General features: G+C 37.9%; 22 protein-coding genes. 9 read left to right on the top strand and 13 right to left on the bottom strand.

The window, feature by feature from the left end:
- The first annotated feature begins 116 nt into the window (after positions 1–116).
- The 3 genes from glcP to P3U61_RS01930 all read left to right on the top strand — a co-directional run bounded on the left by glcP (position 117) and on the right by P3U61_RS01930 (position 3112).
- Positions 117–1460: a glucose transporter GlcP gene (gene glcP / locus P3U61_RS01940; protein WP_014613082.1), complete on the top strand. Its 1344-nt coding sequence runs from the start codon at positions 117–119 to the stop codon at positions 1458–1460.
- A 186-nt stretch (positions 1461–1646) separates the two neighbouring features.
- A complete protein-coding gene (locus P3U61_RS01935) occupies positions 1647–2675 on the top strand; it encodes an NAD(P)/FAD-dependent oxidoreductase (RefSeq protein ID WP_020219803.1) in 1029 nt (342 codons plus the stop codon).
- 20 nt (positions 2676–2695) lie between these two features.
- Entirely contained in the window at positions 2696–3112 is a 417-nt protein-coding gene (locus P3U61_RS01930) for a GNAT family N-acetyltransferase (protein WP_096636875.1), read from the top strand.
- Positions 3113–3188: 76 nt separating this feature from the next.
- Here P3U61_RS01930 and P3U61_RS01925 read toward each other — a convergent pair whose 3' ends face one another.
- From P3U61_RS01925 to P3U61_RS01915, 3 genes are all read right to left on the bottom strand, one after another.
- Entirely contained in the window at positions 3189–3647 is a 459-nt protein-coding gene (locus P3U61_RS01925; RefSeq protein WP_014613078.1) for a DUF2871 domain-containing protein, read from the bottom strand.
- Positions 3648–3854: 207 nt separating this feature from the next.
- Positions 3855–4058, bottom strand: coding sequence for a hypothetical protein (locus tag P3U61_RS01920; RefSeq protein ID WP_014613077.1), 204 nt, complete (start codon positions 4056–4058; stop codon positions 3855–3857).
- Positions 4059–4360: 302 nt separating this feature from the next.
- Positions 4361–6016: a Na/Pi cotransporter family protein gene (locus tag P3U61_RS01915; protein ID WP_096636879.1), complete on the bottom strand. Its 1656-nt coding sequence runs from the start codon at positions 6014–6016 to the stop codon at positions 4361–4363.
- 410 nt (positions 6017–6426) lie between these two features.
- On the opposite strand from P3U61_RS01915, the gene P3U61_RS01910 reads away from it, so the two are divergent.
- Positions 6427–6891 carry a MarR family winged helix-turn-helix transcriptional regulator gene (locus P3U61_RS01910; protein ID WP_014613075.1) on the top strand — a complete coding sequence of 155 codons (465 nt, stop codon included), beginning with the start codon at positions 6427–6429 and terminating at the stop codon, positions 6889–6891.
- Positions 6888–7826, top strand: a complete 939-nt coding sequence (locus P3U61_RS01905; RefSeq protein WP_015729594.1) for a magnesium transporter CorA family protein — start codon at positions 6888–6890, stop codon at positions 7824–7826. The genes P3U61_RS01910 and P3U61_RS01905 overlap by 4 nt, the downstream gene beginning before the upstream one ends.
- Before the next feature lie 697 nt (positions 7827–8523).
- Here the strand turns inward: P3U61_RS01905 and P3U61_RS01900 are convergent.
- Positions 8524–9963: a sucrose-specific PTS transporter subunit IIBC gene (locus P3U61_RS01900; protein WP_065354033.1), complete on the bottom strand. Its 1440-nt coding sequence runs from the start codon at positions 9961–9963 to the stop codon at positions 8524–8526.
- 574 nt (positions 9964–10537) lie between these two features.
- Here P3U61_RS01900 and P3U61_RS01895 point away from each other — a divergent pair.
- A complete protein-coding gene (locus P3U61_RS01895; RefSeq protein WP_214520657.1) occupies positions 10538–12631 on the top strand; it encodes a helix-turn-helix domain-containing protein in 2094 nt (697 codons plus the stop codon).
- Between the two features lie 85 nt (positions 12632–12716).
- Here P3U61_RS01895 and P3U61_RS01890 read toward each other — a convergent pair whose 3' ends face one another.
- The gene (locus P3U61_RS01890) at positions 12717–13910 is read right to left on the bottom strand and encodes a CynX/NimT family MFS transporter (protein ID WP_014613071.1); all 1194 of its coding nucleotides are present in this window, start codon (positions 13908–13910) and stop codon (positions 12717–12719) included.
- 283 nt (positions 13911–14193) lie between these two features.
- Here P3U61_RS01890 and P3U61_RS01885 point away from each other — a divergent pair, with 283 nt between their 5' ends.
- Complete coding sequence (locus P3U61_RS01885) at positions 14194–14529, top strand: DUF4889 domain-containing protein (protein ID WP_014613070.1); 336 nt, start codon at positions 14194–14196, stop codon at positions 14527–14529.
- 354 nt (positions 14530–14883) lie between these two features.
- On the opposite strand, the gene P3U61_RS01880 is transcribed toward P3U61_RS01885, so the two are convergent.
- Both P3U61_RS01880 and P3U61_RS01875 read right to left on the bottom strand, forming a co-directional pair.
- A complete protein-coding gene (locus tag P3U61_RS01880) occupies positions 14884–15789 on the bottom strand; it encodes a DMT family transporter (protein WP_014613069.1) in 906 nt (301 codons plus the stop codon).
- Positions 15790–15960: 171 nt separating this feature from the next.
- The gene (locus P3U61_RS01875) at positions 15961–17034 is read right to left on the bottom strand and encodes a M42 family metallopeptidase (protein ID WP_014613068.1); all 1074 of its coding nucleotides are present in this window, start codon (positions 17032–17034) and stop codon (positions 15961–15963) included.
- 180 nt (positions 17035–17214) lie between these two features.
- Between P3U61_RS01875 and P3U61_RS01870 the strand changes: the two genes are divergently transcribed.
- Positions 17215–18162 (top strand): lactate/malate family dehydrogenase, encoded by a 948-nt coding sequence (locus tag P3U61_RS01870; protein WP_014613067.1) that lies wholly within the window; start codon positions 17215–17217, stop codon positions 18160–18162.
- A gap of 167 nt (positions 18163–18329) precedes the next feature.
- Here P3U61_RS01870 and P3U61_RS01865 read toward each other — a convergent pair whose 3' ends face one another.
- The gene (locus tag P3U61_RS01865) at positions 18330–18686 is read right to left on the bottom strand and encodes a DUF3139 domain-containing protein (protein WP_214520655.1); all 357 of its coding nucleotides are present in this window, start codon (positions 18684–18686) and stop codon (positions 18330–18332) included.
- Positions 18687–18869: 183 nt separating this feature from the next.
- Here P3U61_RS01865 and P3U61_RS01860 point away from each other — a divergent pair, with 183 nt between their 5' ends.
- Complete coding sequence (locus P3U61_RS01860; protein WP_131090881.1) at positions 18870–20468, top strand: M20 family metallopeptidase; 1599 nt, start codon at positions 18870–18872, stop codon at positions 20466–20468.
- 113 nt (positions 20469–20581) lie between these two features.
- Here P3U61_RS01860 and P3U61_RS01855 read toward each other — a convergent pair whose 3' ends face one another.
- The 5 genes from P3U61_RS01855 to nreA form a co-directional block, all read right to left on the bottom strand.
- Positions 20582–21760, bottom strand: coding sequence for a nitrate/nitrite transporter (locus P3U61_RS01855; RefSeq protein WP_014613064.1), 1179 nt, complete (start codon positions 21758–21760; stop codon positions 20582–20584).
- Between the two features lie 249 nt (positions 21761–22009).
- Positions 22010–22126 (bottom strand): hypothetical protein, encoded by a 117-nt coding sequence (locus P3U61_RS12245; protein ID WP_404952229.1) that lies wholly within the window; start codon positions 22124–22126, stop codon positions 22010–22012.
- A 1040-nt stretch (positions 22127–23166) separates the two neighbouring features.
- Positions 23167–23817 (bottom strand): nitrate respiration regulation response regulator NreC, encoded by a 651-nt coding sequence (gene nreC / locus P3U61_RS01850; RefSeq protein ID WP_014613059.1) that lies wholly within the window; start codon positions 23815–23817, stop codon positions 23167–23169.
- An 18-nt stretch (positions 23818–23835) separates the two neighbouring features.
- Complete coding sequence (locus P3U61_RS01845) at positions 23836–24870, bottom strand: sensor histidine kinase (RefSeq protein ID WP_014613058.1); 1035 nt, start codon at positions 24868–24870, stop codon at positions 23836–23838.
- The gene (nreA, locus tag P3U61_RS01840; protein WP_099987140.1) at positions 24870–25331 is read right to left on the bottom strand and encodes a nitrate respiration regulation accessory nitrate sensor NreA; all 462 of its coding nucleotides are present in this window, start codon (positions 25329–25331) and stop codon (positions 24870–24872) included. Before nreA ends, P3U61_RS01845 begins: the two co-directional genes overlap by 1 nt.
- Between the last annotated feature and the right edge of the window lie 5 nt (positions 25332–25336).

Genomic DNA, 25336 nt, shown 5'->3' with positions numbered 1-25336 from the left:
TTTTGCAAAGACGAGTTATTTATGATTACAAAACTTTAAACTTGCAAAATTTTATAATTTACTATTACCATATGAAAGCGTATACTTGAATACAGAAAAATATTGGAGGTTGCACAATGAAAATAAATAAAAAGATGATCTTCTTCATTGGTGCTTTAGGTGGTTTATTATACGGATATGACATGGGGGTTATTTCCGGTGCATTACTTTATTTAAAGGATGACATCCCACTTAATGCATATACTGAAGGGCTTGTTGTTTCATCCATGTTGGTCGGCGCGATTGTCGGTGCCGGGTTAAGTGGCCCATTATCTGAAAAATTAGGTCGCCGTCGTTTAGTCTTTATGATCTCTATCGTCTTTATTATTGGTGCATTAATTTTAGCGCTCGCACCAACGATGGAAATTTTAGTTTTAGGTCGTGTCATTATCGGGTTAGCTGTCGGCGGTTCTACTGCGATTGTTCCAGTTTATCTGTCTGAGCTTGCACCGACAGACGCACGTGGCTCATTAAGTTCACTCAACCAATTAATGATCACAATCGGTATTTTAGCATCATACCTTGTGAACTATGCATTTGCACCTATTGAAGGATGGCGTTGGATGCTTGGCTTAGCAGTAGTGCCTTCTGTTATTTTGATGATTGGTGTTATTTTCATGCCTGAAAGCCCACGTTGGTTACTTGAAAAACGTGGTGAAAAAGCAGCGCGTGACGTGATGAAATTAACTTACCCAGCTTCAGAAATCGATCATGAAATCGAAAATATGAAGAAAATCAATCAAATTGCTGATAACACTTGGACTGTTCTTAAATCGCCTTGGTTGTTGTCGACAATCATTATCGGAAGTGTTTTTGCATTACTCCAACAATTGATTGGGATTAATGCCATTATTTACTACGCACCTAAAATTTTCGCAACAGCAGGTTTTGGTGAATCAACCGCCATTTTAAGCACAGTTGGCATCGGTGTTGTAAATGTTCTTGTAACTATTTTCGCAATTTCAATTATCGACAAAATTGACCGAAAAAAATTACTTGTCATTGGTAACATTGGTATGGTGGCTTCATTACTGATCATGAGTGCATTAATTTGGCTTATCGGGGTCAATAGTGCCGCTTGGATTATTCTGCTTTGTTTAACAACATTCATTATTTTCTTCGGTGTGTCATGGGGCCCTGTATTATGGGTAATGTTACCAGAATTATTCCCAATGCGTGCGCGTGGTGCAGCAACAGGTATTGCAGCACTCGTACTTTCAATTGGTAGTTTACTCGTAGCACAATTCTTCCCAGTGCTCACAGATGTATTACAAGTTCAACAAGTCTTCTTAATCTTCGCAGTCATTGGTATCATCGCAATGATTTTCGTTATAAAATTCTTGCCTGAAACACGTGGTCGCAGTCTTGAACAAATCGAACAAGACTTGCGTGCACGTACGAATGCGAAAAATGTCGAATAGAATATAGTGATACAGTCAATAAGTATGAACCGTCATGCTTATTGGCTGTTTTTTATTGATTATATACCCTATCAACCACAATTCTGCTATGTATATATTTTTGACATTTACGGCACTTCAATTGATAATTATTCTCATTTATATGATAATAGAAAGCATCAAATTAACTTGAGGGAGCGTAAAAAAATGAAAGATGTAACAATTATCGGTGGTGGCCCGGCAGGTTTATATGCGAGTTTTTATGCAGGCCTTAGAGGGATGGACGTACGCATTGTAGATGTTCAACGCGAATTAGGTGGCAAAATGCAAATTTATCCCGAAAAAATCATTTGGGACATTGGCGGTGTTGCACCTCAATCCTGTTATGACATCTTAAAAAATATTATTCAACAAGGCCTTCATTTTAACCCTGAAGTTTTGCTCGAAACGAAAGTCACAAATATTATCAAACATGATGAACATCATTTTGAAATCATTACAGCTGACGGTCAGTCTTTAATGTCACGTGCAATCATTCTTGCGATAGGTGCGGGTATCATCAAACCGTTACCACTTAAAATTGAAGGTGCAGAACGATTTGAACTGACAAACTTACATTATGTCGTGCAACAATATCAAAAATTCAAAAATAAAGACGTTCTTATTTCAGGAGCAGGCAATTCTGCGTTAGATTGGGCACGTGATTTATCCGGTTATGCGAAAAGTGTGAAACTCGTTTATCGCAAAAAAGATATTTCTGGTCACGAAGCGATGCAAAACATTTTGGATTCATTAAATGTCCAAAAGTTTCCGAATAGCAAAATTGTACAATTGAAGAATACTGCGGATGATGCGAACAAAATTAACGAAGTCGTCCTTGAAAATGGTGAAACGGGGGAAACAACCATCCATCGTGTAGATGAGGTTATTATTAGTCATGGCTTCGAACGTGAACTGACACTTTTAAACGATTCAGATGTTACAATTCAAACTGTGAACGACGATTATGTGTATGGTGAGAAAAACACATGTACTTCAGTGCCAGGGATTTATGCTTGTGGCGATATTGTCCAACATCCCGCAAAAGTACATTTAATCGCGAGTGCTTTCAGCGATGCGGCTCATGCGGCAAACAGTGCAAAACAATACATTGATCCTTCAGCACCAAAAGAAGGCTACGTATCGAGTCACAATGATGTCTTTAAAGAAGCCAATCGTCAATTTTTACCACACTAGATTGAAAGGAACGTTATGTCATGACAACTGAAGTAAAATATGAAATTCCGACCCCAGCCGACTATTGTGAACTACGTCGTATCACGGGGCTAAGTGCAAAATCAGAAGCTGCTGCCCGCGTTGGATTGCCGAATGCGTGTTTTACAGTTACGATTTATGACGACCATCAACTGATCGGTATGGGACGTGTCATTGGAGACGGCGCCACCGCATTTCAAATTATCGATGTTGCAGTACGTCCGAAATACCAAGGTCAAGGTCACGGCAAAGTGATTATGCAACAGATAATGGATTACATAGAGTTCGTGCGTCACCCCGGTACATACGTCAGTCTTATCGCTGATTACCCTGCCGACCAACTTTATGCACAATTCGGTTTTATCTCAACAGAACCGCGTTCAGGTGGGATGTACCGCCACTATCCCGTTGAAAAGTAATATGTACAAAAAAAGCCACTCAGCACTGTATCTAAATTTTAGATAGCGCACTGAATGGTTTTTTGTTTTCATCGTTTTATTCAACGGGGGTTTCGTCTTTCACTTCATCTTTGGCAACAGCGCCATCTCGTGGTGACACTAGAATGGCTTGTCGTAATAAGAAAAATAACAGAATAAATCCAGCCGTTATCGTTACATGCCCAATACCGGCAAATCCTGCAAACGACGCTGGAATGGTACCACCTGAAATCTGCTTAAACCCTTTCATAAACTGCATTGACACTGTCGTCAACACACCAATATTGTAAATAATAAAATACCAGTTAAATAAATAGTAGCTGCTGATTTTGAATAATTTTTCTATCGGAATCAGTATTAAAAACATAAACATACCGAGCGTTAATAAGTGTGTATGCATGACACTCATTTGGGTAGAACCCGTAAATTCATAATGTACTGTTAATTCTCTGTAAGCAAACCCACTCAATAGTCCCAACACGGTATAAGTCATAAATGCATATAAAATACGTCTCATTGTTTTCACGCTCCATTGTTTTAATTCCGTTAATGCTCAAACTTGTTGTCATGAGTTAATGCAATACGGAAATTGACGTTCCCTTCTTTTTCAAACTAGTTGATGTATCATCCATAAAATCCTAATAAATGGAAGGCAAAAATGTTGAACCCTCATCTTCTATACTACTGATTATAGCGGTAAACATAGACATCATGTCAATAACAATTATTTGTCAGATTTCGTAAAGTTTCGTCGTTTAAACAATGCGACGAGCGCTACAATTAAAGCAGCAATACTGATCACCCATAACCATGGCGATACAGCTGTTGTTGTTGCCCCCGCTTCTCCACTATTCGTTGTTGCACCACCTGTTTTAAGTTCTGTCAATGGTGCAAGGTTTTCACTATCTTCGTCTTCTTGTGTCCACATCACCACCTATGCATACGTTCACCCCTTTCAAATCAATACAGTATATACAAAATCAAAAATTTGTCATCTTTAAAAGATTATCAAAAGTTAAAGTGAACACAATCATTTTGTTTGTTTTTCAAATATTTGTCACTTAACATTATTCTTTTGACAGAACATTGTAACAATGACTATTTATTTTGATAGTTTTTAATGAAATTCCCTCATTTTTCTCAAGTTATATTTTGCTTTCACTTTTCAATTAAAAAGGCGTAGTGTCTGATCAAGATACAAACACTACACCTCATTCAATTCAAAACAAACTATACATTCACAACTTCTTCTTCAGTGGATACATCTTCATTTAAACCAACCATGGCTTCAGAAATATTACGTGAGTTATAACCGATACGCTCTAATACGGCAATAATATCTACATAGAGCAGGCCACCGTCAGTCGAACATTCACCACGATTCAAACGTTTAATATGACCTATACGAAGTTGATGTTCAATGTTAAATGCTTCACGACTCCGCTCGACCACTTCATCCTTCTTCGTTGTATCGTATACATCCAATGTTTCAATGGCTTTCGTAAATGATTCATCTACAAAGCGATACAGTTTATCAATGCCACGCTCAGCATCTTCTGTTAAAGTAATCTCTTTCGCTTTTTTACGGTTCACTTGTTCAATATATGCTTCGATTAATTCGGATACTTTTAAAATGGAGCGATTTACATCAAACATGACAGCCAATCGTTCAACATCTTTTCGAGTAATATTTTTAGTCGAAATACGTACGAGATAATTACGTATACTATCACTAATCGTCACGACAGCTTGATGTTTTTGTTGCACATTTTTAATCATTTTTTTATCCATTTGAGACGGATGGTGCACATCATCAAGCATAGAGCGTACGATATTCCCAACATTTTGTAGCTCTTTTTGTGTCTCTTGTAACGCAACACCCGGTGCATGATACACTAAATCTTTGTTTAAATGTTGCGGTTTATAATCTTCTGTGACATCTTTACCTGGCACAATTTTCGTGACAATCCAAGCTAAAACACCAACAAATGGCAATTGAATTAATGTGTTCGTCACGTTAAAGGCGCCGTGTGCAAAGGCAATCGTCATCACTGGTTTTAAATGCCATGCGTCTTGAATTGTCGCTATCAGTGGGATGACGATAGGTAATAATAACGTAAAAATGATCACACCGATGACATTAAAAATGACATGAACAAATGCCGCTCGTTTTGCAGCTAGTGAGCCTGCCAAACTTGCTAATATTGCTGTAATGGTCGTTCCGATATTATCACCTAACAGGACCGGAATCGCACCTTGTAAAGTGATTAAATCTTGACTATAAAATTCTTGTAAAATCCCAATTGTCGCACTCGAACTTTGCACAAGCGCCGTTAAACCTATTCCAACTAAAATGCCATAAATCGTATGTGAGGACATATCGAGCATCAACTGTCTAAAGCCTTCCAATTCAGCTAATGGTTTCACTGCACCTCCCATAAACTCAAGACCGAAAAAGAGTGATCCGAAACCAAATAAAACACGCCCAATATTATTAATTTTTGAACGTTTGAAAAAGAAGATAAGAAACGCACCTAATGCTAAAATCGGCATCGCATACTCCCCTAAATCAATACCGATAATAAACGCGGTCACCGTCGTCCCAATGTTGGCACCCATAATGACACCAATTGCTTGTTTCAATGTCATAAATCCAGCTGTGACCAAACCAATTGTGATGACCGTCGTACCTGTACTACTTTGAATTAATATTGTCACAATCATACCTGCTAACACACCAAGTACTGGGTTAGAGGTATATTTATTTAAAATGTTACGCAAACGATCTCCAGCAGAAGCTTGAAGACCATCCCCCATTATTTTTAAACCATACAGGAAGATACCCAAGCCACCTAAAAACGAAAAGATGACTTCAGTTACCGACATTTCCATTTTTCCACCTCAATATAAAGTTTGTAAAAAACACCAAAAAAAGACATGAAATAGGTTATTTTTCAATATCTTAGCCATACTATCCAAGTATGATTCACTCTGATTATCTCTTATCTTTGTAAATTTAATGTTAAGATTTCATGAAGATTCGATTTAAATTCATGATTTTCCTAAAAAGTAACTACAAATTTAACGTCACATTTCAAATTTTGTGTTATTTATGTCACATTAAACGCTTAACATTCACATTACAAAATTCACATTGGCATGTGTAGATCTACAGCATGGTTCACCTTCTCATAGATCCATGTGTGAACAATCCTTCAAATTTCATCAACATATCCATGACAGATGTAAAATTCTTTACTATAATGAAAAAGACTTTTCAGAAAAGGAAGTTTACTATGACTCAAAATAATGATTATGAACTGTTTCTTTTTTATTACGCTTATCAAACATTTACTAAAACAGCCGATGATCTCATCGCTGAATATGATATGAGTCGTCAACACCATCGCTTTCTCTTTTTTATTAACAAATTGCCAGGCATTACGACTAAAAAATTATTGGAGAATCTAGAAATTTCAAAACAAGGCTCACATGCGACACTCAAATTATTAAAAGCAAAAGGTTTAATTTATGATGAGCCTGATTTAACGGATCGTCGTTTAAAGCGACTTTATCCAACGTCAGAAGGTAAAGCACTTATCAAAAAGTTAAATCGCGCACAAAGTGATTTATTTAATCGAATTAAGTCTGAGTTTGGCGAAGATTGGTATGCGATTATGGAAGGTTTTGCCTCCTATAGACAAGGCTACAAAGACATCAGACATTTAAAACAAGATATAGAAGAAGGTGACGCAACATGATTCGTGCCTATCGTAATGACGCGGACCTCCGTGTAGTAGAAAGTGAAGACTGGGAACATGCACAATGGCTTAATGTCGTCAAACCGACTCAAGCTGAAATACAACGTCTCATTGATATGTATGCTTTTCCTCAAGATTTCCTTGAAGATGCTTTAGATAGCGAAGAAAGTTCACGTATTGAATATGATGACGATAGCGGCTATTCATTAATTATTAGTGACTTCCCTATTACAAAATCAGGCCAATACAAGCTTAAAAGTTTTACAACATTGCCGCTAGGTATCATTATCGGCAAAGATATTATTGTGACGGTTTGTGCAAAATCATTTCATTATTTTGATCACTTAATTCAAAAGCCGATTAACTTGAAGTATAAAAGTCAATTTGCCTTAAAAGTCATGTATGATATGGCAGCACAATATAATAGAAGTTTACGCTTACTCAATAAAGAGCGTCGTCAAGTGGAGTATAATTTACAACAGCGCGTAACGAACCAACGTTTATTTTTATTAAGTGAAATTGAAAAAAGTCTCGTTTACTTTTTAGGTTCATTAAAAACCAACTCCTCAACGATTCGTCATTTGTTCCGTTTGCCGGCAATTAAACGGTTTGATGATGATGAAGAATTGTTGGAAGACTTGAAAAATGAGCACCAACAAGCGGTAGAAACGACTGAGCTTTATTTACGTATTGTAGAAAGTATGTCGAATTCCTATGCGTCATTGCTTTCGAATCAGTTGAATACGACGATGAAGACGTTGACGATTTTTACAGTGTTGTTAACGTTGCCGACTTTGGTGTTTAGCTTTTTTGGGATGAATGTGCCATTGCCGATTGATACAGAAAGTGGCCTGTCTTGGTTGATTATTATTGTGCTTTCTGTGGTGCTTGTTGTTGTATTGTTTATCTTTTTATGGCGGAATGATAAGCTTTGACGATAGGTTTGGCGGCCGTTTGATGTATGAAATCACAAGGTTTTAGGTTTAGGTTTGGACCATCCCTCGCATTCCTAGGGGACTTGCCTCAACGAAATTTGGCTTAATTAAAATATTCATTTGATAGAAGCCAAATTGTGTTTTGGGAGTAGTACAGAAATCTTATGTACAACAAAGATGTCGTCGTACTGCCCTCCATATGGCTGACTAGACTTCTCAAAAGTGTCTACATGGAGAAGTCAGACAGCTATTGCGTTAAACAGTAGAAATCTTATTTAATTGTTCATTTTATCCCATAGGCGTCTCGGATGGTTATTACACCCTTGCATTCCAAGTACTTTTCACACTAACCTTTTAGCCAATATCAAAGCTTTTGTCATTACTATATGCCACAAATACCACTGTCTTTGGTTCTAAGTCGTTTCGCCCTATTTTGCAATCTCGTCAGTCAAGGCTTTTATTTTCATATTAGAATCGTTTTTCAATACGCTTTAAAATCATCATTCTCATAATAAACTCGTACTAACATGATAAAATTCACACGCTTAACTCATACAATTAACAGTGCTTTTCTTAGTTATCGTATTTTTTAATGATAGATACGTATCCTCAATGATGTCAAAAGACTGGGACGCAATGCAGCTATCCCAGTCTTTCATATAATTAATATTTATCCTCTTAATTCTCACGTTTTATTTTATTCTGCTAAGCCCTGATACTTTTTCTGTTTCGATAAGATTAATGTGATAACAAAGCTACCAATGAAGGCGATACACATGCCTATAATATAATGTGTCCATGAACCTGGTGCGATTGAAATGACACCTGGAATGCCCGCTGCTCCTAATGCCGTTGCTTTCACTTTAAAGAATGAAACATATGCTGAACCTAAAGCTGATCCTGTCATTGCTCCGATAAATGGATAACGCAACTTCAGATTGACTCCAAACATAGCGGGTTCCGTAATCCCTAACACTGCTGATACACCGGCTGCTGAAGCGACACCTTTCAATTTTTGATTTTGTTTAATTAAGAAAAATGCGGCCAATGCAGCGGCACCTTGCGCCATATTCGACATTGCAGCGATTGGGAAAATGAAAGAGCCACCCGTTTTTGCTGAATCTGCTATGAGTGCTGTTTCAATAGCAATAAAACTGTGGTGCATCCCTGTAATAACGATTGGTGCATAGAACAGTCCGAAGAGGAATCCACCAACAGCGCCCCCTGTTTCATAAAGCCATGTTAAGCCATCTGTAAGCCAAAAACCTGCTGTACGTGTCAATGGTCCTACAAATAAAAATGTCAAAAATGCGGTAATGAGTATAGCAAATAATGGTGTAAGTAAATTATCTAATACAGTCGGTACAACACGACGTAACCCTTTTTCCAACTGTGCTAAAATGTATGTCGCAACTAATGTAGGTAACACTTGTCCTTGGTAACCCACTTGCGCGATGGATAAACCTAATATGTGCCATTGCGGGATTGGATCACCATTTGTTAGTGCTTCTGGATATGCATAACCGTTCATTAGCGCAGGGTGAACCATAATTGCCCCCAATGCAGCACCTAAAAATGCATTGCCTCCAAAGCGTTTCGCCGCACTGAATCCAATTAAAATAGGTAACAACGCAAACGGTGCACTTGCAAAAATATTGATCATACTTGCAAATTCAGCAAAATGCGGATACATTTCGACAACAGATTGTGATTCACTAAAAATCCCTTTTGCTGTCAAAATATTGTTCAGTCCCATTAACAAACCGCCCGCAACAATTGCCGGAATAATTGGAACGAAGATGTCAGACAACATCTTCACAAAACGTTGTAACGGATGCCCCTTTTTTTTCTGTTTGTTATTCTCTTGATGGGTATGTTCGTCAGTATCACCTTTCATTAAAGTCTGCACCGCTTGAAATACTTTATTGACGGTACCTGAACCGATAATAATTTGATATTGATCACTTGTAGAAAATGTCCCTTTAACAACGTCTATTTGACTGAGTGTTTCCTCATCTACTTTGCCTTCATCTTTCAATGTGAGGCGTAAACGGGTTGCACAATGCGCCATTTCTTCAATATTTTCTTCTCCACCCACTGCTTTTAAAATCGTTGCTGCTTCTTTTTGATAGGCCATAACATCACTCCTTCAGTTGTCTTGCATGCTTAAATACGTTTCAAAAACAATGCAAGGCTCCAAAATGACCTATTCAATGCTTTCGAAACTTTTTTGGAACCGGTACCAAAAACGATTATCTTCATTGTATTCGTTTTCAAATGGATAATCAATACCTATTCAAAATTCTTTGTCACTTCTGTTTAACGATGTAGCAATCAAGGGTGTCGCTTTGTTAAGAATATGTTATAGTGATGTTACTTCAAAACCTGTCAGCTATTGGTGTTACTTTCTCTCCCAAGTGTTTCATATTCTATTTTTGAGCTTTAAATTTTTCAAACACCTTTCATAGTACAACACCGTTTCTGAAATGTTTACCACGTTTTTTCACTGCGATATATCTTTTTTTAAAGAATATTGTTTTCTATACTCTTTTTAAAACCTTTAATATGTCATTATCTTTTCACTTTAAGTCTTTCTTTTCACAATATTGCAAATCATATTGTGGTCTAACAATCAATAATTCTATAATAATGTTGATTTATTAAGTCATTTCAATGCTGTTGAAAAATACTGAATTTGAGAGAGGTCCATTATGCAAGGCATCACTATTGAATTAATGAAACAGTACACATCTAGTGCATATCGTGTATTTAATCGTATCGAATTATTCGTTTCATTTGAAGGCGTCCTGACACTCGAGCTCAACGGTAAAAAGAGTCATTTTTATCATCAAGTTGCAATCATTAACCATAATGACATCGTTAAAGTTAAAGATGCACAAGCTGTTGCAAAAATCTCTATTCCATTACACTACTTCTCAGAATATCAGCCACATTATTTATTAGGCTTTTTCAATCAAGAAAAGTTATCATCTCACAATATAATCACCACACAAATAAAAAAAGTGATTACCGAAAATAACACGGACCAATATTTCGAATGCTTCAAACCGATTATCGAAATGTTAGTCAATGAATGTTTTATCGATACAGGGGCAGTTCATGTGCCACGGGTTCAAGTGAAAAGCATCTTATTTAATAACATCATGGATTATGTTCATCAAAGACCCCTTTCTCGATTATCTTTGCCAGAGTTAAGTGAGCACTTTTTTGTTACCGAATCATACATCTCAACATTGTTTAACAGATATTTAAATTATACATTCAAAAAGTATTTTGTTTCACTGAAAATTGGCTTATCCATGTATCAATTACTGCACACGAATGAATCGATTAATCAGATTGCATTATACTATCAATTTAGTAGTTACAATCATTATTCTAAACAATTTAAACGTTTTATTGGCGTCAGTCCGATTGCATTTCGAAAGCAACATCAAAAGCAAGTCATTCAAGTCGATATTCAACCGTTTGATGATCAATATTTTGAAGGTCATTTACTCGATGTTCTTGAAAAATTTAATGCAAACCAGCCGTTAAGCATTTATTTAAATCAATCCCAACAAACGCGCTGGCTACCATCTAAACGGTTACTCCTTGAAGTGCAACATATGCGTGAAATGATGCAGATATTCCATCCAACTCCGCATGTGCAAACGTATCAAAAAGCGACTCCTATCACACTGTACTTCAACGCAACATCATGGGGGAATATCACGTTTGATAACTTGGATGAGGTCAAATGTTTAAGCCAGTTAGTGTACCACCATCAATATGGCATTGCTTATCGTATCTCATCTATGCAAAGTTATGAAAAGTTTAAATTGCACTTTTTACAACCGTTATTACAAGTGCTACGTCAATCTGCTATTGATTTTGATATGTCACAGTTGTATTTCAATCTCGTATTAGATGATGCAACACTTTTAGCACGTGACATCAAATTCATCATTCAAGAGATGAATACATTACTCGAAAGTTGCCAATTCACTTTACTCATTTACATACCGATGCCACAACGAACGTTACAACTTGATACAGATTTTGATTACTATATGGTGGATATGTCATTGGTGAACAGTACTGCGCAATCCACATCTTCATCATTACAACTGACACATCCTTTCCATCGCCAACTTAAAGATTGGCTAGAAGATTACAACTTGAATCAACGTCCTATTTTATTATCCGGTGTCAATGAATGGTTATATGCGCAAAAAGAAGAGAAAGTACACCCGAGAGAATGGTTGGAAATTTGGTTAAATATGCATCATACCGTCCAAGGTTTAACTTTACCGCTCATCTGTCATCAGCCAGAAATGCACGGTTATTTCGATAGACTGGGCCATCAAACCGCGCTACAACACGTATTTCATTTAATGCAACCTTTCAATCATTCGCATAGTGTCGTGGAACGTTCCTATGTCGTTCACGAATCGCGATTGGCCTATGATATATTGTTATTTCACCCGTATCAAGTCCAAAACGACCAAAAGGATTTGACGTATGAGCTATACGGTACTTTAGAGTTACATCAACATTTAGTGGCAGAATATACGTATCATCCAAAATACAGTAACATCGATGACATCCTTGCAAAAAACGCAGAAGGTTATTACTTACCTCCACAGTTTATCTCAACCATTCATGCAGCGAATCAATTGTTATTTCATGTTCAGCTCCATCATTTTGGTAAGTCACGTTATCAAACAACACTGCCTGTTGGCCACATCAAATTGATTCATATTACGAAAAGTCAAGCACAGCAACAATCAGATATATTGTAATCGTTTGCTGGTGAGCGTTTGAACGTCATCCAAAATAAGGGTTAGGACAAGGTGCATACCTCGTCTTAACCCTTACTTTTATCACTTATTCATCTTCAATATATTTATTTTGCGCGGCAATCATACCTGCACTAAATACAGCTACGACCATCATTAAAAACAACACAATAGCGACCGTCCAATTATTCAACAAATCATGTGCCATACCAAGTAGAAAAGGCCCTATCGCCGCGATCCAATAACCGACCGACTGACCAAAGCCTGATAAAGCCATACTGCCGGCTGTTGTTTTTGAACGAATCGAAAACATCGTCATACATAAACTAAAGCATGCGCCAATGCCCATACCAGTTAAAATCATCGCCATAAGTAATATCCACGTATTGTTGAAAAACAGCAACATAAACCCTACACTCATCAGCGCTGCAACTATACTGATCAAACTTCTTTGTGTCGACATCTTTGCGGCAATAATCGGAAATGTAAACGTCATCGGTAATTGCGAAAATTGATTCAACATTAAAAAGTATCCCGCCATTTCCGGTTCAATGCCTTTACTCACTAATATTGACGGATACCAAGCGACGATACTATAAAACATCATAGATTGGAATGCCATCGTGAGTGCCACCGCCCATGCAATTTTTGAACAATAAATCGGCTTTCTCAATCCCTCATGTTGTTGTGAAGCTAAATAAGACGCTTGTTTCAGTTGAGGCAACCATATTACGAATGCTACCACTGCAAAAGCGACCCAAAACACGAGTGAAAAGCGATATGATAACGATGTAACAGTAGACAGTGGGTAACTTAATCCCCCACCCAACCCAGCTGTAAAGTTCATCGTCGCACTATAAATTCCTGTAATTAAACCAATTTGTGTCGGGAAAGCCCATTTCGCATAAGCCGGCAACGTGACATTGGCTAGTGCAATCGATACACCGAGTAACACTGTTCCGATGAAAAATGTTAGTATCCCTCCCAAAATTCGAATGAGCAGTGCGACCATCGTTAACATTAAAGTTAAAAATAAAAAGCGTGACATCGAAATTTTTGAAAGCATACGCGATACAAATGGCGATACCACACCAAAAATAATGAGTGGAATGGTCGTAATCAAACCTGCAATCCCATTGTTAATATGTAAATCTGTTTTAACTTGTTGGATGACTGGTCCTACGGCTGTGAGTGGCGCGCGTAACGTGGCCGCAATTAAAATAATACCGAAGACGAGTAGCCATTGATCTTGAATTTTTTGATGTCCATTGAACTCAGACATTGTTGTCCCTCCACCTCTTGCCTCATGGAAGCGATAATTTTTAATATAGATACTATACCACAACGCCATTCACGACTCGCGAAAAAATTGAAGATTCTCTACGTAATCTTTCGTACAGATTTTCATATACTTGTTCACTGTGCACATAATATAGACAACAAAGTCTATCGCTTAACATCGTATGTACATTAAATATTTTGCTTTTCGAAAGTATTTTCTTTCGATACAATAAGAAGTGACTTATTATGAAGTCGCAATTAAATTTTCCAAAGGAGACACATCAATGAAAGAAAAACAAACGATAGGTATCGTGTTGATTGTGGCGATGTTAGTCGTTACAGTAGGCGTAGTTGTGGCGATGATGCTTGCAGGACAAAAGGAAACTTATTACGGTTATATGAAAGATGACACGACTGCTGAAAAAGTGGTGAGTGAGTCTGAGAAAACTGTAGAAACAAATGTGAAGATTCCAACCGATGATGACTTCAGACCTGAGAAAGGTGATTTTGTGAAGCTTGTAGCGAAAAAAGATGAGCCACATGTATATATTAAGAAAAAGATTGTGTCACATGATGATGTGCCACATGGGTTGATGATGAAAATTCACGACATGCATTAGTATGTTGACTTAAAGAATTGAGAAACATTTCTTATCTTCTCGTTCTAAATTGAAAGCGCATTATCTTATAGATTATAGAATGAAGCTTTATATTTATATATTCGCCTTATTGATTGCACTTTTGGGCTCGCGTTCCTAGGCGCCTCTCCTCAACTAACCAACGCTTGATTGAAATGTTACATTGGTAGATGCGTTGGTGGATTTTCGGTCTCGTCTCTATGCCTCAGGAGTCTCGCCCAGGTTGCTATTCAATAAGGCTTTTTAGGACGTCAGCTTCGTTCTGTAATCTTTTTTGTTAGACTTCCTGGGTTGTTATGCAATCTGTTTTTTTATTCCTCAACCTGTATGATGTCGTTATTTGTTTTGGACGACGGAGATGATGACGACCATCATTATGATGCAAGCAACACCAACCAGTTGCCACACTCCGAACGTAGTGTGTAACCAAACAACAGATGTCAAGAGTGCTGTTAATGGTTCAAGTGTGCCTAATAATCCTGATTCATGTGGATGTAAATATCGCAAGCTATCGATATAAAACCAAAATGCGAGCATCGTTCCAAAAATAATGGCAAATCCAAAATAAAGATAAGTCGGTAACGTCCAAGTAGTAAAGTCCATTTGCCATGGCGGATGCACGATGCTTAATGCACAGCCTCCGATAAACATTGCCCAACCGACGACAGTCAGTGAACTCCATCGTGCTAATAACTTCACTGGATAAATGGTATAAAAAGCAAGCGCGATGGCTGACAGTAACCCCCATACAATCGTTAATTTAGGGACTTGTAGATTCAGTATATTACCGTTAGTCAGTAATAAAAATGTACCGGTTAATGCAAGCAATACCGCTACAATTTCCTTCACACCTATTTTTGTAACTTTCCTGAAAACGAGATAAAAAATAATGAAAATAAGACCAAGGTATTGTAATAATGTCGCGACCGCCGCATTCCCATAGCTGATAGTAACCATAAAGGTATATTGTACGGTAAGCATACCGAATAAGCCGTAAATTAAAATTTGTGCTGTGGATCGTTTATCACGCCAGATGTGGAAGACTTTCGGACCTTCTGAAATAAAAGCAATGCCAAGTAATAACAGCCCTGAGAGCATGAGTCGCACGGCTACAAACCATGTAACATCGACATTTGCATGTTGAAAAAGCCATTGTGAGACTGTTCCACCTATCCCCCAAAATGAAGCGCCAATGATAACTAATAAATAACCTAACCACCTTTTTTGATGTTGTTGTGTCATGGAAAGACTCCTCTGTTGTCTTTATATTTTTGTCTAATCTATCATGACTCACACGTGAAGACAATATCTTTTTGCTTCTTTCACATTACTTTTATCGCTCTACATAAAAAGCAGAACACCACTGCTTAGTTGAACAAGTGGAATTCTGCTTAAATTGTGGTTTTAAATATTTTACCAAATGATTTCGTCAATCACTTCATCATTTAACGCACGAATAATTTCAGTGACTAACTTAACGACGGCTTGATAATCTTTGCGACTCAGTATCGATACGTTTGAATGCATGTAACGTAATGGCAGTGACAATGCAATAGAAGGAATACCGTCTAACGCTGTATGGAAACTTCCAGCATCTGTCCCGCCACCTGGAATAGAATCCCATTGCAAGTCGATACCATTCGCTTTAGCTACATTTTTCACGTGACGAATTAACCCGACATGACCAATATTTGTGGCATCTAAATTTAACACAATTGGACCATTGCCTACTTTAGTGTCTCCATTACTTTCTAAACCTGGTGTATCATACGCGACACCGACGTCTACCGCAATGGCTAAATCAGGTTTTACTTTGTGAGCAGCCACTTTTGCACCACGTAGCCCCACCTCTTCTTGTACATTCGCACCTGCAACTAAATTCACATTGATATCCTCATCTTTAAGCTCGTCCATCACGTCGACTGCAACTGCACAACCAAAGCGGTTATCAAATGCTTTCGCGGTCATGTAATCCTCATTTAATAACGTCTCAAATTCAGAATATGGTGTAATCATATTGCCAATTTCAATGCCTGCCGCTTCAACTTCAGCTTTATCTTTTGCACCGACATCGATAAACATATGTTTCATCTCGACTGGGCGTTTACGTTCTTCAGGTGTGAGTACATGGGGTGGCTTTGAACCGATAATGCCGCGAATTTGCCGACCTTCATCTGTCGTAATTGTTACCTTTTGCGATAACATGACTTGATTCCACCAACTTCCAACTTGTGTAAAACGAATAAAGCCATTATCATCTATTTTCGTAATCATAAAGCCAATCTCATCCAGATGACCGGCAATCATAATTGTACGTTGACCTGTTTTGGAATTTTTTTTACCGAAAACACCTCCTAAATTGTCATAGATCATTTCGTCGCTATTTGGTTCTAAAAGGTCGTTCATCACCTTTTTAATATTATACTCATGTCCAGCAATCCCGTTAAGGTCTGTTAATTGTTGGAGTAATGCTTTTGTATCTTTCATTATTCATTGTCCCCCTTTATAGGATGTGTCCTAATTATCATACCAAAAATTCTGAAAAATGTACTTGCTGATGAATTGCTTGGTCATTGCATCTTGTCTTTCACAAAGTTTATACTAATATTATGTATACTTGAGTCAATCTAATGATATATTTTGATACAACTTCAAGGAGGGTTTAGAATGATCAATAAAGTCGCACTCATCGGTTTAGGACGCGTAGGGAGTCAGATTTTAACAGATATTCAGTATGCAGGTCTGTTTCAAGAAATCATTTTAATTGATACAGATCGTGACCGTATAGAAGGTGAAGCGCTCGATCATGAGCATTTTCAAGGGTTAAGCGGGACACATCATACACGTATTAAAGTCGGTACATACGAGATGTTAGCAGACGTTGATTTAATCATTATTTCTGCCAGCATTCCTTCAAACGCAGATATGGCGGATCGTACGAAACTGACAGCATACAATACGAAAATCATCCAAGAGATAATGGCCCAGATTACTGCAGTTACGACATCTCCGCATATTATGATGATTTCAAATCCAGTAGATACGATGACTTATATTGCTGAAGTACAATTTAACTACCCACATCACAAGATTATGGGAACAGGCACGATGTTAGAGTCGACACGTTTTCGCACATTGATTGCCAATCATTATCAAGTTGATCCAAAAAATGTCGAAGCTTTTGTGATTGGGGAGCACGGTAAAACGACTGTGCCTGTATGGAGTCGTGTCCGTATTGCCGGCATGTCGTTAGAAGAATATGAACAATTGAACGGGGCGACACCGATTTCGAAACAAGGCATTCGTGATCAAATCGATAAAGTTTCTTTTGATGTCATGCGTAAAAAAGGTTGGACAAATTCAGCCATTTCACGCGTTGCTGTCGATTTAGCAGAAGCTATTTTTTATGATGAGAATCGTATTTTACCGATTTCAACTGTCCATCAAAATGTATATGATTATACGAATGTGGCCTTTAGCTTGCCGACACGTGTGAATCGCGATGGCCACCATGAAATATTCCCAATTCAATTAGATGCAGAGGAAAAAACAGCACTCGATCAATCAGTGGACTATATTCAACAAGCCATCGCAACAGCAGAATCTGTAAAGTAGCATGAGAATCACACTTCATATAAGGGCTGTATCATTGCCTTTGCATAAAAAGACTCGGAACATCAATTCGTCCGAGTCTTTTCTTCATCATCTTATCCACATCATCAAGCAAGAACATGTCCGCATTCGTAAAACTTTCAAGCTCGTATTTCCTAATTAAGAAACAGTTATTTCAACTTATAATCTTCATCAAAGAAACTATATTCCGCGTTTTTATCATGCTTTTTCGTTTCTGTATTAAAGCCTTGTAAGAAAAATCCACGTTTCATATGGATCGGCTGTGCGATGTATGTATTTTTTTCATCGCCTTTAATCGTTAACTCTTTATAAAAAATCCCTTTTCTCGGGTCGTACTCATCTTTTTCCTCAATGACTTTATCTTTCAAATGATTTTCAGTTAAATATTGATCAATCATCTTTAAATTTTGGCTTTTCTGGTACCCTTTAAACGCAAAAAATGCACCGGCAACAACGATAAATATAACGATGAGTGACAAAATAATACCGATTATTTTTTTTAACATGTCATATGCCCCCACTTTGTACTATCTTATTTTACTATATTAACACAAATCAGTTTGAGACATCTAAGAGAACTTCCTCCGTCACACAAACGTCATAAAGTCATTGGATGTCATTGGCAAATGCTATGAAAACACTTACAATGAGATTGTATGCTGGAAACAGTACACAAAGGAGAAGATAGTATGAAAACACATTGGCAAACAGCAGCAGGAAGAGCATTACTGTTAAAACAACTCGTTGCACATCAAAGTGTGACACATTCAGAAGGTGAACAATCGTTTCCTTATTTAGTGAAAGATCAATTGATGTCTCTTGATTATTTCAAAGCACACCCTGAACAGATCCATCTCGTACCGACTGACGATGGTCGACATGCGGTAGTTGCTTTATATCTTGGCGCTACCTCTCACAAAGCCGTCACATGTATCAGTCATTTTGATACAGTGGGTATTGAAGATTTTGGTTTATACCAATCTGAAGCTTTTGATATGGATCGCCTCACAGCAACTTTTCAAGGACATGTTGAGGATTTTGATAAAGAAGTTCAAGTCGATATTCAGTCCGGTCAATATTTATTTGGTCGCGGCAGTATGGATATGAAACCCGGCCTCATGTTACATATGTCACTCATTGAAAAAGCCATCATCGAACAATGGGATATCAACCTCATTTTGATGACTGTACCTGACGAAGAAGTCACTTCAAAAGGAATGCATGCCGCAGTGGCACACTTAGATGAACTTTGTCAGCAACATCAACTCGATATCGTCTTACATTTAAATAGTGAGCCGACATTTCAACAACAAGGCAATGACATCCATTATTTTTATAGCGGGTCGATTGGCAAAATTATGCCAGGCGTTTTTGTGAATGGTCGTGAAACCCATGTCGGTACGCCCGCACTCGGTTTAAGTTCGAATTTTATGATGAGTTATATCCTTCAAGAAATTGAATATAGCGCTCGTTTTAAAGAGACATTTGAAGGTGAGTCGACGCCCTTCCCTGTCACATTAAAAATGAATGATGTTAAGCATCATTATGATGTCCAAACGCCATTTCGTACAGTCGCTTTATTTAATCTTTTCTTATTTAAACAGAACGCAAATGATGTTTTCCAACAATTTAATGCGGCGGTCAAAGAAGGCATGCATAAAGCTTGGGGGGCTTACCAACAACGAATGAAAGATGAAGACGTCGCACCGCTACCTCAGTTGCAGTTGCTGACTTATCAAGAGTTGTATCAATATGCATGTCAACATCATGGTGAGCGCGCAGTTCAAGACAGGGTTGACCAAGCCATTCAAAACGAACAAGAGCCCCATGCACAGTCTATTTTGATTATTGATGCGCTTATTCGCCTTTGTAAATCACTTGGCCCTGTCGTTGTTACATTCTTTGCACCACCGTATTATCCAGCAACGAATGCATCGTTTCACCCTTTAGTTGAAGCAATTAAACAAACGATTACAGACACTGCCAAGCAACAATTCAATCGTGTGTCAGAACGCATTCATTATTTTAATGGTATTAGTGATTTAAGTTACGTTGCGCCATCTCCAAATGGTTCAGGATTTGACGCATTTCGCGATCACACACCTGTATTTGGCCAGACATATCATATTCCGTTTGAAGCGATTGAACGGATTCAAGCACCATTTTTGAACTGTGGTCCTATCGGTAAGGACGCCCATAAAGTGACCGAGCGCGTACATCAACAGAGTGCCTTTGAAGAGTTACCTATTATTTTAGAAACAATAATCAAAACACATTTTTTATCATAATTGAATAGTAAAATATTGCCAAATCACGACATGAAAAGAGGACTGAGAAACATGACGTCTCTCGGTCCTCTTTTTATTCATAACAATGCTCTACTCTGAATCACTTGTCAGTATTATGACACAGTCGCTTTATTTGCGGCTGCTTTTTCACGTTTAGATAAGTTAAACATCGTTACAAGTGCAATTAATCCGAATACACATAACAAGATGAATGCGAAATGACTCGTACCTGTGATAGATGTCACAGCTGAAATGACAAGCGGTGGGAAGAATCCGCCAAGCCCCCCCATCATAGAAACAATACCGTTTGCGACACCCGCTTCTTTTGTGAAATAATGTGGCACTAATTTAAACACAAGTCCGTTACCAATACCGGCACAAACACTCACTGTTAAACAGCCGATTGTAAACAATGAAATTTGACTCGAAACACCTAAGATAAAAGCACCCGCAATCATAATAGAGAAGAAGATTTTCAACATCGTCACCGCGTTAAATTTATCCCCTAAAATACCGCCAAGAGGTCTCAAACACGTCGCTAACGCGATAAACACACCTGTACGAATTCCTGCATCAACTTTATCAATACCGAAATTTTGTACGAGGAAGTTCGGTAAAAATAGGCCAAATGCGACAAATGAGCCGAACGTAATAAAATACCATAAGCTTAAATAATACAGTTTATAGTTTTTCATTAAAATACGCGTTTGTTCTACAAGTGGTACTTTCACTTTAGGTTCTTTATTGTCTCCTAAAAAGAACATGATGATTGCAAAGACTGCCATGACAATTAAATAACTACGTACAGTGTTTTGCCATCCGATGACACCTGCAATCGGTGGCGCTAAAAATGAAGATACCGCTGTCCCCAAGTTCCCCATACCATAAATACCGTTTGCGAGACCGACTTTATCTTTAGAAAAATATTTCGGAAGTGATGTAACACCTACTGAGAAAATCGCGCCCCCGACCCCAAGGAAGAATCCTGCAAACATTAACGCGCCAGGAGAGCCAGCTTGACTGAGTAAAAATATCGGTACGAGCAACACAATAAAGCTCGTAAAAAACACCCATTTCGCGCCTACAATATTTGTTAAATAACCAAATGGTACACGCAGAACAGATCCTAGAATAACGGGAATGGCCAAAATAATAGAGAGTTGACCGCTTGAAATTTTAATATCTTGTGAAATAAATGGAATTAATGGTGCAATGATACTCCACGCCATAAACCCTGCAACAAGGCTGAGTGTTTGGAGCGCAAGTTGTACGCCACCTTTCGATTGATTCATTTCTCATTCACCTTTCTTTACTAGATGCATCAACTTGAACGTTAGCTTCAGTTCAAATAAGATGCGCGATTAGATTTCACCTCTAGTTTAACGATATTGTGAAATTTATAACATAAGGAGTTACCCTATTATTACATAGCGTATCCCCTAACAATCGAAAGTGATAGTGTCCGCTTACACATTTGACATGTGCTCTATTCCATTTATATAACCAATATACTTCTCTAATGTATTAAACTTTTGAACAAATTAGATTTTTGTATTGATGCGTTCTGATCCATCATCGCTCATTAATATCCTATTATTTGTATCATCGTTGGTCGTAATACCTTGTTTATTTTGAAGATCAAATAGTTCTGCTAACAACCGTGCACCACGTTCTTTTGTAGTTTCAATTTTGAAAGACCATTGATACGCTTCAAGTGGCTTAAATCATTTATCTTTACCTACAATGTCTAAATAAAAGACATCAAACTTCTCACAGATTCGATTTATTAACCCTGTCGTAATTGAACTCGTCCCATTTGCATAACAGCTTAATCTATTACAAGAAATATCAATCCTAATTACAAGTAAAATTTCAACTTCAATTAAAAAGAGCAAATGCCTTGAAATGTCTGAATTCCCAATACCTTGCTCGATAGTCTATAAAAATTCATTTGAGAATAAGCGTCTAGTTCACTCCCCCTACATCCTCTCTATCTCCCTCTCATTAAAAAAAGAAAAGTTGCGGGAAGCAGTGGATAAAAGTGTATCAACAACCCGCTCAAAATAAAAGTTGAGGATGACACAAAATATCGTGTAACATCCTCAACTCGAAATGTTTATAAATATCAATTGCACACCTAGGCGAGACTCCCGAGGGATCAGCTGGCCCGGAAAATCCATCAACGCTTCCACTACAAATATAACAGTAAAATGAAAGCGTTGATTAGTTGTAGGGACAGCCCCTAGGAACGCGAGCCCAAGGTAGCAATCATGCAACATACGCCTGTAACAGAAAATGTTTTTAACACATGCCCTTTCACGTCATCTTCTCATCTCAATAAAAATGATAAGTTATTTGAAGTATGTGCGTAAGAATATGTTGTTAGCTTTTTTAAATGACATCTTTCAAAATAAAAGTTGAGGATGACACAAAATATCGTGTAACATCCTCAACTCGAAATGTTTATAAATATCAATTGCACACCTAGGCGAGACTCCCGAGGGATCAGCTGGCCCGGAAAATCCATCAACGCTTCCACTACAAATATAACAGTAAAATGAAAGCGTTGATTAGTTGTAGGGACAGCCCCTAGGAACGCAAGCCCAAGGTAGCAATCATGCAACATACACCTATAACAGAAAATGTTTTAACTCCCGCTACGTTCCCTCAATTTTAAAATGAGCAACATGTTAAAACACTAAAAATCCAACAACTTCTTCTTCAACGCATACTCCACTAACTCCGGCTTCGACTTCAAATTCAACTTATCCATAATACGCGTTTTATGTGCCTCAACCGTCTTCACCGACACAAACAATTTCTCAGCAATATCCTTATTCCCATAACCTTTCGCAATCAATGGTAAAATCTCCAATTCCCGCTTCGATAATACTTTAAACGGATCATTCGAATACTCACCGTCATTTGATGAATGCACAAACTCTTTCACTAAAGAAGTCGTCATTTTCGGATCAATATACGTCTCGCCTTGGTAAACAGTACGAATCGCTAACAATAATTGTTCATCCGGCGCATTTTTCAAAATATAGCCACTCGCGCCACTTCTTAATACGTGAAATAAATATTCTTCATCATCATACATCGTGAGTATGAGAATTTTTGTATTTGGGAAACTATCTAAAATTTTACTCGTCGCAATTAAACCCGATTCTCCTGGTGGCATACTTAAATCCATAATCAATACATCCGGTGCGTGCTCCATCACTTTTTGATACGCTTCAACACCATCTGCAGCGGTACCCACCACTTCCATATCTTCTTGAAAGTTTAAAATCATCGAAAAACCCGTACGTACAACAGCGTGATCATCTGCTATCACGATTCTCATGCTACATTCCCCTCACTTTTAGCTGATTGGTACTTCGAGTGACACAATCGTACCCTTTCCTTTTTGCGTTTCAATATTGAGTTTTCCATTCACCAGTTCTGCACGTTCATACATGCCATAAAGCCCTAAACCGGTTCCTTTAGGCGAATCACTCGGTTCAAATCCTCTCCCTTGATCTGAAACTTCCGCATAAAGGTAGTGATCATCTTTGCGAATAATGACATCAACATCATCAATATCCGCATACTTCATCGCATTGAAAACCGCTTCTTGCACGATACGATAGACGACAGTTTCAATTTCCGCATCAAAGCGCTCCGAGTCAATATCAAAATGATAATTGATCGCTAGGCCGTAGTTATTTTCTATCTGTTTAAAATATGTTTTAAATGCGGCATCTAGTCCTAAATCATCTAATGTAGACGGACGTAATTCTGATGATAAATTGCGCAGGTCATCAATCAATTTTGTCATCAAGCCTTCAATATTTTTGGCATTAGATAGGAGGACATCCATATCGTTTTGATATTTTAATAAGCGCATTTCCACATTGATGTTGATCAGTTCTTGAACGACCCCATCATGCAATTCACGCGAAATCCGTTTACGTTCGTTCTCTTGTGCTGCAATCGTTTTTTGGATCATATTACGTTGATATAGCTTTTCTTGTCGCTGCAGTTGTGCTGTGACATTTTGAAGCGTAAAGGCTTTAATTTGTCGTTCTTCATCGATCGTTTGATAGGTCGCTGTAAATGGCTCAATTTTATTATTGGTCGTTTTCATAAAGACTTGAAATGTCGTATCACCAATTTCAGAAGACTGCAAAAAACAATTTTGACATGTGCGTAAGGCGTGTTCGTTCGTATACCCTTCACATCTGCCACATATCGTCGTCGAAATCCCACTCATATCATTATCCGATGAAATGACGCGTTTTGCCGCTTCATTCATATCAATGACTTGACCTTGTGCATCGATAAAAATAATCATTTCTGATGTTTGATGATAGTATGCTTGTAAAAAATTTAATAATTCGGTCTGTTGTTGTGGCATTATTGCATCACCTTATCTTCACTTGTCAAACTACCAACACTCTTAATGGAGGAAATGTCTTTCGCTAGATGTGGCAATGGCTTTTGATTACGCTGTCCGAGCAAAAGGACACCTTTCACACGATGGTTGTGCCACAGTGGAATCGCAATCAAAGCCGTCAATTGCTCACTCATCAATATAGGATAATCAAACAATGTATTTTGAATTGCATCATCTGTTGTATCCGGAATGATCATCGGCTTGCCTGTTTTCATCACATTCCCTGCAATACCATGTCCATTACGTAACACAATGCGACGATATCGTTCATTCAAGTTGCCTGACACGTAACGCCATTTGATTTTCATCCCCACATGATCTTCTGATGGCAAAGCAATACCGGCAAAGTCAAACTGGTATTCATGACGTAATCTATCTATTTCAGCTTGATAATCATGTTGCGAAAAATCAATCTGGTTCACGGTCA

The organism is Staphylococcus pseudintermedius (assembly GCF_034042775.1).
Taxonomy (GTDB): Bacteria; Bacillota; Bacilli; order Staphylococcales; family Staphylococcaceae; genus Staphylococcus; species Staphylococcus pseudintermedius.
The sequence above is the reverse complement of the archived record's forward strand: the minus strand, read 5'-3'. Positions and strand labels throughout refer to the sequence as shown.